General features: G+C 68.2%; 12 protein-coding genes. 5 read left to right on the forward strand and 7 right to left on the reverse strand.

Going from position 1 to position 8,325, the window contains the following annotated elements; all coding sequences use genetic code 11:
• Together AC1DZ6_RS13025 and AC1DZ6_RS13030 are read right to left on the reverse strand one after the other, a co-directional pair.
• A partial coding sequence (locus AC1DZ6_RS13025) for a TIGR02444 family protein (RefSeq protein WP_477097597.1) occupies positions 1–323 on the reverse strand: 323 nt, incomplete at its 3' end.
• 83 nt (positions 324–406) lie between these two features.
• Complete coding sequence (locus tag AC1DZ6_RS13030; RefSeq protein ID WP_477097598.1) at positions 407–1,018, reverse strand: UbiX family flavin prenyltransferase; 612 nt, start codon at positions 1,016–1,018, stop codon at positions 407–409.
• A 129-nt stretch (positions 1,019–1,147) separates the two neighbouring features.
• On the opposite strand from AC1DZ6_RS13030, the gene AC1DZ6_RS13035 reads away from it, so the two are divergent.
• Positions 1,148–1,321: a YdcH family protein gene (locus AC1DZ6_RS13035; RefSeq protein ID WP_477032601.1), complete on the forward strand. Its 174-nt coding sequence runs from the start codon at positions 1,148–1,150 to the stop codon at positions 1,319–1,321.
• A 112-nt stretch (positions 1,322–1,433) separates the two neighbouring features.
• Here the strand turns inward: AC1DZ6_RS13035 and AC1DZ6_RS13040 are convergent, their stop codons facing one another.
• From AC1DZ6_RS13040 to AC1DZ6_RS13050, 3 genes are all read right to left on the reverse strand, one after another.
• On the reverse strand, positions 1,434–2,153 hold the full coding sequence (locus tag AC1DZ6_RS13040) for a DUF1013 domain-containing protein (protein ID WP_477097599.1): 720 nt from the start codon (positions 2,151–2,153) through the stop codon (positions 1,434–1,436).
• Between the two features lie 94 nt (positions 2,154–2,247).
• On the reverse strand, positions 2,248–2,667 hold the full coding sequence (locus AC1DZ6_RS13045; protein WP_477097600.1) for a hypothetical protein: 420 nt from the start codon (positions 2,665–2,667) through the stop codon (positions 2,248–2,250).
• A gap of 43 nt (positions 2,668–2,710) precedes the next feature.
• Complete coding sequence (locus tag AC1DZ6_RS13050; protein ID WP_477097601.1) at positions 2,711–3,685, reverse strand: NAD(P)H-quinone oxidoreductase; 975 nt, start codon at positions 3,683–3,685, stop codon at positions 2,711–2,713.
• Between the two features lie 89 nt (positions 3,686–3,774).
• Between AC1DZ6_RS13050 and AC1DZ6_RS13055 the strand changes: the two genes are divergently transcribed.
• Complete coding sequence (locus AC1DZ6_RS13055) at positions 3,775–3,981, forward strand: DUF1192 domain-containing protein (RefSeq protein WP_477097602.1); 207 nt, start codon at positions 3,775–3,777, stop codon at positions 3,979–3,981.
• 175 nt (positions 3,982–4,156) lie between these two features.
• Positions 4,157–4,663 (forward strand): protease adaptor protein RcdA, encoded by a 507-nt coding sequence (gene rcdA / locus AC1DZ6_RS13060; protein WP_477097603.1) that lies wholly within the window; start codon positions 4,157–4,159, stop codon positions 4,661–4,663.
• A gap of 227 nt (positions 4,664–4,890) precedes the next feature.
• Here rcdA and rpmE read toward each other — a convergent pair whose 3' ends face one another.
• Complete coding sequence (rpmE, locus tag AC1DZ6_RS13065; RefSeq protein WP_477032590.1) at positions 4,891–5,118, reverse strand: 50S ribosomal protein L31; 228 nt, start codon at positions 5,116–5,118, stop codon at positions 4,891–4,893.
• 112 nt (positions 5,119–5,230) lie between these two features.
• Here rpmE and AC1DZ6_RS13070 point away from each other — a divergent pair, with 112 nt between their 5' ends.
• A complete protein-coding gene (locus AC1DZ6_RS13070; protein ID WP_477097604.1) occupies positions 5,231–7,081 on the forward strand; it encodes an ABC transporter transmembrane domain-containing protein in 1,851 nt (616 codons plus the stop codon).
• Between the two features lie 66 nt (positions 7,082–7,147).
• On the forward strand, positions 7,148–7,693 hold the full coding sequence (locus AC1DZ6_RS13075) for a hypothetical protein (protein WP_477097605.1): 546 nt from the start codon (positions 7,148–7,150) through the stop codon (positions 7,691–7,693).
• Positions 7,694–7,696: 3 nt separating this feature from the next.
• On the opposite strand, the gene AC1DZ6_RS13080 is transcribed toward AC1DZ6_RS13075, so the two are convergent.
• Positions 7,697–8,325: ArsR/SmtB family transcription factor (locus tag AC1DZ6_RS13080; RefSeq protein ID WP_477097606.1), on the reverse strand; the 629-nt coding region annotated here is incomplete at its 5' end.

The following is an 8,325-nucleotide window of genomic DNA, read 5'->3' on the forward strand; positions in this document are numbered from 1 at the left end:
GCCTCCAGCAGGGTGTCGAACACGTCCAGCGCCGGGCCCGGCTCGCCGCTGAGGGCCTCCAGGCTTTCCATCAGCACCTTCTCGCCGTGCAGCTCCACGTCCTTGACCGCGTTGCGGAAATCCTCGCGCGCGCCGTCGTCGATCCCCGGCCAGGTCGGCTTGATCGCGCGGCGGACAGCCCGCAGGGGAGAGCCGACCTCTGCGTCCCAGCGCTTGACCAGCCGGGCGGCCTCCCGGGCGTCGGCGGCGCGGCCCTCGCTGGCCCGCCAGGCCGCCCACAGCAGATAGGGCACGTTCTGGCCGTGTCCGTCCTGCAGCGACAAGCACGCCTCCGCGACAGAGGGTCGCGCATAGACCTCAAGGGCCCACTGCCAAAGCCGCATCTTCGTTAACCCCTCAGGCCTTTTCAGGCGTCGCCAGTGATCGTCGCCAGGTCTTCGCCCCAGCGCCTGACCGGTCGCCAGGACAGGCCGAACAGGTCGAACGCGCGGCCCACCGATTGGTCCACCATCTCAGCGATCGATTGCGGTTTTGCGTAGAAGGCGGGCAGGGGCGGAGCGATCACCGCGCCCATCTCGGCCAGCTTGGTCATCGTGCGCAGGTGGCCCAGGTGCAGGGGCGTCTCGCGCACCATCAGCACCAGCGGCCTGCGCTCCTTCAGCGTCACGTCGGCGGCGCGGGTCAGCAACGAAGCCGTTACGCCCGTTGCGATCTCGCTCATGGTGCGCACCGAGCAGGGGGCCACAATCATGCCGAGCGTGCGGTACGACCCTGACGCGATCGCCGCCCCGACGTCGCCTACGCGATGCACGACATCCGCCTTCTCATTGACCTGGGCGACAGAAAAATCGGTCTCCTGAGACAGGGTCAGGGCCGCTGATTTCGACAGGACGAGGTGGCTCTCCACGCCCAGTTCGCGACAGGCGTCCAGGGCTCGCAGGCCGTAGACAACCCCTGACGCGCCTGAGATTCCGACGACGAGGCGAGGTTTTTCGGGCGAGGCCAGCGGGTCCGACATGGTGAATTTTCGTCCGTCTTGGGAGCAAGCTGCGCCGGGTCAAGCGCCGCCGAGTGCAATCATATGTGATCTGACAGCTTCGAACAGCGGGTGTTGACTTCGATCTCCACCAGCAAGGAGCCGACAGCCATGGCCATCGAATCCCGTATCCGCGAGCTTGGGTCCCGTCACGAGAACCTCGACCGCACGATCCAGGAGGAGACCAGTCGACCCGTCAGCGACACCTCCCGTCTTCGGGAGTTGAAGCGGCAGAAGCTCAGGCTCAAGGAGGAGATCGAAGGCCTTAGGGCGCGACTTCACTAGCCCCCTCTAGCCATCGCCGCGTCGGAAGCGGGGGTGGCCGCCAGAGGAGGCCGAAAACAGAAAGGCCCGCTCCGTTTCGACGGGGCGGGCCTTTTGCTTGTCGGCGAGGAGATCAGTCCTCGTCGTCTTCGTCTTCTTCCGGGACGTAGGTCGACTTGCCGAACACGTCTTCGGCCTTCGGCTCGATGCGGCCCTTGCGGATCGCGGCCTCTTCGTCCTCGTGGTCTTCCGGCAGGGCGCTGGTTTCCGAGGCGGGGCGCAGGGTCGGGTCTTCCGGCAGGATGCCCTTCTTCAGGTCGTCCTTGGCCTTCTTCTCGGCCGCCTTCTTGACCAGGGCGTCCAGCTCCAGTTGGCCGACCAGGCCCAGGGTCACCGGATCGACCGGCTTGATGTTGGCCGCGTTCCAGTGCGTGCGGGCGCGAACCTGCTCGATGGTCGACTTGGTGGTGCCCAGCAGCTTGGAGATCTGCGCGTCGGTCACCTCGGGGTGGTGACGCAGGAACCAGGCGATGGCGTCCGGGCGGTCCTGGCGGCGCGACACCGGGGTGTAGCGCGGAGCCTTCTTCTGCGGCTTCAGCAGTTCGGCGTGGCGGCTGACCTGGGCCTTCATGCGATAGGCGTCGTTGGCCTGGGCCCTGTCGAGCTCTTCGCGGGTCAGCTGACCGTTGCCCATCGGATCGGCGCCGCGGATGTCGCGCGCCACTTCGCCGTCGGCGATGCCGCTGACTTCCAGCGGGTGCAGACCGCAGAAATCGGCGATCTGTTCAAAGGTGAGCGACGTGTTTTCCACGAGCCAGACGGCGGTCGCCTTGGGCATCAGGATGTCGGCCATGAGGGGCTCCAGAAATGACGGCGCCCGACCTTGCGGCCGGGCGGGATGTTCAGTCTGGACCTATAATCCGGTTCTTGCGGAAAGGGAACGGGGATCAACCATTCCCGAGATTCAGCGGCATGTGGCGGGTTGGCGCGGGGATTTCCCGAAGGCCTTCGAGGCGCTGACGCCGACCCACGCTGCGCAGCGTGACCAGCCCGCCGCCGCCCACCCCGATGAGCAGGGCGATGCCCAGCGCCATCGGCGAGGTGTCCAGCCCTTCGCCGCGCATGTCGAACATGTACAGCATGAAGGGCGGCAGCAGCACCGACCAGGCCAGCCATTCGATCCAGGGCTCGACCTTGCGCAGCTCGATCCAGATCATGAGGACGAAAAAGGTCGCGGCCAGGACGCCCAGCTCCACCCGATGCGGATTGATCAGAACCAGGCGCAGTCCGCTCAGGCTTCCGTTCAGGCTCATGGACCGTCCCCAGGGTTCGACGCGGAAATCTAACCCAGGGTTGCTGGCGGCCAAGTCGATGCTCGCCGCCGGCGAAGCTTTCAATCAGCGCGGGAAGTCACGCCAGCAGCACCACCTTGCCCACAYGCTCGCCGGCCTCGAGGTGGGCGTGGGCGGCGGCGGCGTCCTCCAGGGGGAAGCTCGCGTCAATAATCGGCTTGAGCTTGCCCGCCGCGATCCACGGCCAGACCACGCGCTCGATCTCGGCGGCCAGGCGGGCCTTCTCGTCGGCCGGGCGGGGACGCAGGGTCGAGCCGGTCAGCACGGCGCGCTTCTGCATGATCCTCATGATCGGCACCTCCAGCACCGGCCCGGCCAGGGCGGCGATGTAGACGATGCGGCCGCCGGTGTTCAGGGCGTCAAGGTTCTTGTCGAAATAGCTGGCCCCGACCATGTCGAGCACCACGTCGACCCCGCCGGCCGCCTTGGCGATCTCGGCGAAGTCCTCGGTCTTGGCGTCGACGGCGATGTCCGCGCCCAGGGCCAGGGCCTGGGCCTTCTTGTCGGCGCCCCGGCCGGTGGCGATCACCCGCGCGCCGTGCGCCTTGGCCATGGCGATCGCCGTTGTCCCGATACCGGACGTGCCACCATGAATCAGAAGCGTCTCGCCAAGCTTCAGCGCCCCATGTTCGAACACATTGGCGAACACCGTGAACACCGTCTCGGGCAGGGCGGCGGCGTGGGCGAAGTCGAAGCCGTCAGGAACGGGCAGGGCGTGGCGGGCGTCGACCACGGCGTACTGGGCGTAACCGCCGCCGCCCAGCAGGGCGCAGACCTTGTCGCCGGCTTTCCAGCGTCCCGATCCCGTGACCACCTCGCCGGCGACCTCCAGGCCCAGGGTGGTCGGGGCGCCGGGCGGCGGCGGATAGAAACCCAGGCGCTGCAGCAGGTCCGGACGGTTCACGCCCGCCGCGCGCACACGAATCAGGATCTGGCCGGGACCCGGCGTAGGCCGCGCCACGGTCTCGGGATGGAGGGCGTCGGCCGCTCCCTTGCCGCCTTCGATGGCGATGGCGGTCATGGTCTCGGACATGGTGGAACATCCCGTGAGGCTTGCGTCGCGCCCTTGGTAGGCGTCAGATGCCGGATCGAAAAGGGGTCGAGCAAAGGGAGACCGATCCGATGATGGAAGAACCGGTCGAGCCGCGCGCTTTCCGTGGCGACGCGCTCAACACCGCCACGCACGAGGACTTGGACACCTACGGCGTGGCCGAACTGGAAGAGCGGATCGAGGCGCTGGAAGCGGAAGTCGCCCGCACCCGCGCCCAGCTCACCAAGAAAAAGGCTGGGCGCGACGCGGCCAATGCGCTGTTTGGTCGCCTAGACTAACGATCGGTTTACGCTACAGGCGGACTCTCGACCCCGCCTGACTCGGATATCGGCTCTAAGTCGAGCCTGGGGGAGGGGCGGTCGCGAAACGGGACGATCACGTCTGGCACGGGGGTTGCAGTCCTCCTGCCTGGCGAGACGGTCTCGCGGCCTTTCGAAGGGGCAATGAGTAGCTATGACCGAGTTGAACGTGGCCCAGGCCCCTTGGCGCGCTGGCGTGATCCAGGATTTCGCCCGCTCCGAACTGTTTGACCGCACCTTCGAGGAAGGCATGACGCTGGTCGAGGAGACCGCCGCCTATCTGGACGGCGCCGGCCGCCACGACAGCAAGATCCTCTCGCGCAACGCCGCCCTGGCCTATGCGAGCGAAAGCATGCGCCTCACGACCCGGCTGATGCAGGTGGCCTCGTGGCTGCTGGTCCAGCGCGCGGTCAAGGAAGGCGAGATGGAGGCCCAGGCCGCCTGCGCCGAGAACTACCGCCTGGGCCTGGAAAGCGGCGAGCCCGCCGCCGTCGAGGACCTGCCCTTCGGTTTGGTCAATCTCCTGCAACGCTCCGAGCGCCTCTACGAGCGCGTCCGCCACCTGGACAAGCGCATGTACGTCGAGGCCGGCGAGGTCGAGGCCCCGCGTCCCGTTCAGGCGCACTTCGACCGGCTCAGCGCGGCGTTCGGCGCGGCCTAAACTCACCTCTTCCCCCTTTGGGGGAAGACGACCGCGAAGCGGTCCGTAGGGGGCAAGTGTTAGCCGCGCTGTCGCTAACCTTTGGCCGCCTTGCCGTTTCTCACTTGCCCCCACCTGACGGCTACGCCGTCTGTCCGCCCCCATAGGGGGCGGAGCAAAACAGAAAAGGCCGGCCCGCGAACGCGGAGCCGGCCTTTCGTCGCCTTACGGCGAGAAGCGTGAAACGCTTACTTCTTGGCGGTGAAGCCGGCGAACTTCGCGTTGAAGCGCGAAACGCGGCCGCCGCGGTCCAGCATGGCGCTGTTGCCGCCGGTCCAGGCCGGGTGGACGCGGGGATCGATGTCCAGCGCCAGGGTCGCGCCTTCTTTCCCGTAGGTCGAACGGGTTTGATAGGACGTGCCGTCGGTCATGGTGACGGTGATGAAGTGGTAGTCGGGGTGAATGTCTTGTTTCATCGGGCGATCCAACCGACTTGAGGCGGCGTAATGTGGGCGGGCGCCAAACCTTGCGGGTGGCTCTCGGAGACGCGCGGCTATAAAGAAAGCGCGCGAATTTGGCAAGGGTCAGTTGATGAGTGACGTGAACGCGGGCGAGATTTCGGCCGAGGGCAGGCCGAGCGCGGGCGCGGAGCTGGTGCAGAATCTGGCCGAGGCGGCCAACCGTCGCCCCCGCCGCAAGGACATCCGTCCCCTGGCTCATCTGCTGCCGTTCGTGCGCCGCCACATCGGCGACGCCCTGGCCGCGAGCTTCTTCCTGCTGTTCTCGACCGGGGCCACCCTGGGCCTGACGGGCGCGTTCAAGGGCGTGATCGACAAGGGCTTCACCCGCGGCTCGGACGCGATCAACGGCGCCTTCATCGGCCTGGCCGCGGTGGCCCTGCTGCTGGCCGTGGCCACGGCGCTGCGATTCTTCTTCGTCACCCGGCTGGGCGAGCGCGTGGTCGCCGACCTGCGCCGCGCGCTGTACGGCCACACCCTGACCCTGGACCCGGCCTTCTTTCTCAAGACCCGCACCGGCGAGGTGCTGTCGCGGATGACCACCGACATCACCATCATCGAGCAGCTGGTGGGCACCAGCGTCTCGGTCGCCCTGCGCAACAGCCTCAGCCTGGTCGGCGGGCTGGGCTACATGGCCTTCGTCAGCCCCAAGCTGGCGGGCTTCATCGTGCTGATGGTGCCGGTGATCCTGGCGCCGATCTTCCTGCTGGGCCGCAACGTGCGAAAGCTGTCGGTCAGCGCCCAGGACAAGTTCGCCGACGCGGTCGGCTATGCGGGCGAGAGCCTGGACGCCCTGGACACCGTCCAGGCCTTCGGGCGCGAGAGCGCGGCGGACGCCCGGTTCGGCGGCGCCGTCGAGGGCGCCTACAAGGCGTCGGTCAAGCGGATCAACGCCCGGGCCAGCATGACCGCCGTGGTCATGGCCCTGGCGTTCGGCGGCGTGACCCTTCTGCTGTGGGTGGGCGCGCACCTGGTGCTGTCGGGCGAGATGACGGCCGGCACCCTGGCCCAGTTCGCCCTGCTGGCGATCTTCACCGCCGGTTCGGTCGGCGCCCTGGGCGAGGTCTGGGGCGACGTGCAGAAGGCGGCGGGCGCCATGGAGCGAATCTCCGACCTGCTCAATTCCCAACCCGGCATCGCCGCGCCTGAGAAACCCCAGACCCTGCCCGTTCCGGCCCGGGGGGGCATCGCCTTCGAGGGCGTGACCTTCGCCTATCCCGGTCGACCCGACCTGCCGGCCCTGAGGGGCTTCGACCTGGTCGTGAACCCGGGCGAGACCGTGGCCCTGGTCGGACCCTCGGGCGCGGGCAAGAGCACCGTCCTGCGGCTGCTGCTGCGCTTCTACGACCCGCAGGCGGGCGTGGTGCGGCTGGACGGCGTCGACCTGCGGGCCGCCGATCCGTCGCAGGTGCGCGAGCGCATGGCCCTGGTGGCCCAGGACAGCCCGCTGTTCTCCGGCTCGGCCATGGACAACATCCGCTTCGGCCGGGAGGACGCCACCGAGGCGGAGGCTCGCGCCGCCGCCGACGCGGCCCAGGCCACGACCTTCATCAACGCCTTGCCGCAGGGCTTCGACACGCCGGTGGGCGAGCGGGCCAAGACCCTGTCGGGCGGTCAGCGCCAGCGCCTGGCCATCGCCCGCGCCCTGGTCCGCAACGCCCCGATCCTGCTGCTGGACGAGGCCACCAGCGCCCTGGACGCCGAAAACGAGCGCCTGGTCCAGAAGGCCCTGCACGACGCCATGAGCCAGCGCACGACCCTGGTCATCGCCCACCGCCTGGCCACCGTGCTGAAGGCCGACCGCATCGTGGTCATGGAGGACGGCCGCGTCGTGGAGCAAGGCACCCACGCGGAGCTGTCGGCCCAGGGCGGGCTCTACGCCAAACTGGCGCGGCTGCAGTTCGGGGTGGAGGCGGCTTAGGTCGACTGTTGACTGGTCTGGCTACGCATGATTGTGCAGCCAAGCTTGTAGTCTTGAGGCCCTCGAATGATCGATTTGTCGCGCTGGTTCAATCCGTTCGCCGGAGTTCGCACTCAAGACGAGGCCCTGACCGTTGGCCGCGCTGGGACAGTTGGCGCATTTCTGATGGCCCTGAACGGCGTCTTCGTTGCGTTGATCACCGCACTGAAGATCGGCCCCGATATGGCCCGCCTACAGAGGGACACGGCGGCTACGCTAGGTCATCAAACCCCGGCCGCACGGGAGGCGTTGTCGATGATCGGTCCGACGATGGTGTACTTTTTATTGGCCGTCAGCGTCGTGTTCGCGTTGGCCTACGCCGTCTTAGGCGTCGTGCAATGGCGCAATCCGAACCGCGTGATCCCCTTTTTGATTGGCTTGGTAGCGCTCAATGATCTGCTGACGACAGCTCGGGGCCTGGTCAACGGCTCTGCCGCCGCGGCCTTAGCTCACGTTGGAATGCCGTTGTGGCGCTACGAGTTGAGCGTCGCCGCCAACCTTGTCTGCCTGCTGCTGTTCTATAATGGAGTGCGCGGAGCGTACGGGCTACGAAAGCTGCGCACTGCTGCCTGAGACTCAGGCCGCCTTACGTCCTTGCATGGCGTCCAGATCCACCCCCAGCCGCTTCTGTAGTTCCTCCCGGCCCAACGTCGTCAGCCGCGCCGCCCGGCTCCCGGCTAACGTCTCGATCCAGCCCAGCGCCACCATGCGGCTTAGCAAGGTCACGCCCAGCGGGCCGGCCAGGTGGTGGCGGCGTTCGGTCCAGTCCAGGCACTGGCGGGCGGCGCCGCGCCTGGAGCGCAGGGCGTCCAGGTCCAGGCCCAGGTCCTCGAACCAGGCGCGGCCGGCGGGCGGGACCTCGTAGAGCTTGCCGTCGACCGGACGGATCACCTCCTGCGCCACCAGCGCGTCGGTCACCGCTATGCCCAGCCGGCCGGCCAGGTGGCCGTAGCAGCAGCGGCCGTCGCGCAGGGCGCGGGCCTGGGGCGAGCGCGGCTGTTCCAGCGAGCGGACGGGCGCGGCCAGCACGGCCAGGGCCTCCAGCGCGTGGGCGACCTCGGCGTTGGCCAGGCGGTAGTAGCGGTGGCGGCCCTCGCGCTCGACACTGACCAGCCCGCCGTCGACCAGCTTGGCCAGGTGGTTGCTGGCCGCCTGGGCGGTCAGGCCCGCGGCCCAGGCCAGGGCCCCGGCCGGCTGGGCGCGTC

Source organism: Caulobacter sp. P1_B12_2, from assembly GCF_056406675.1.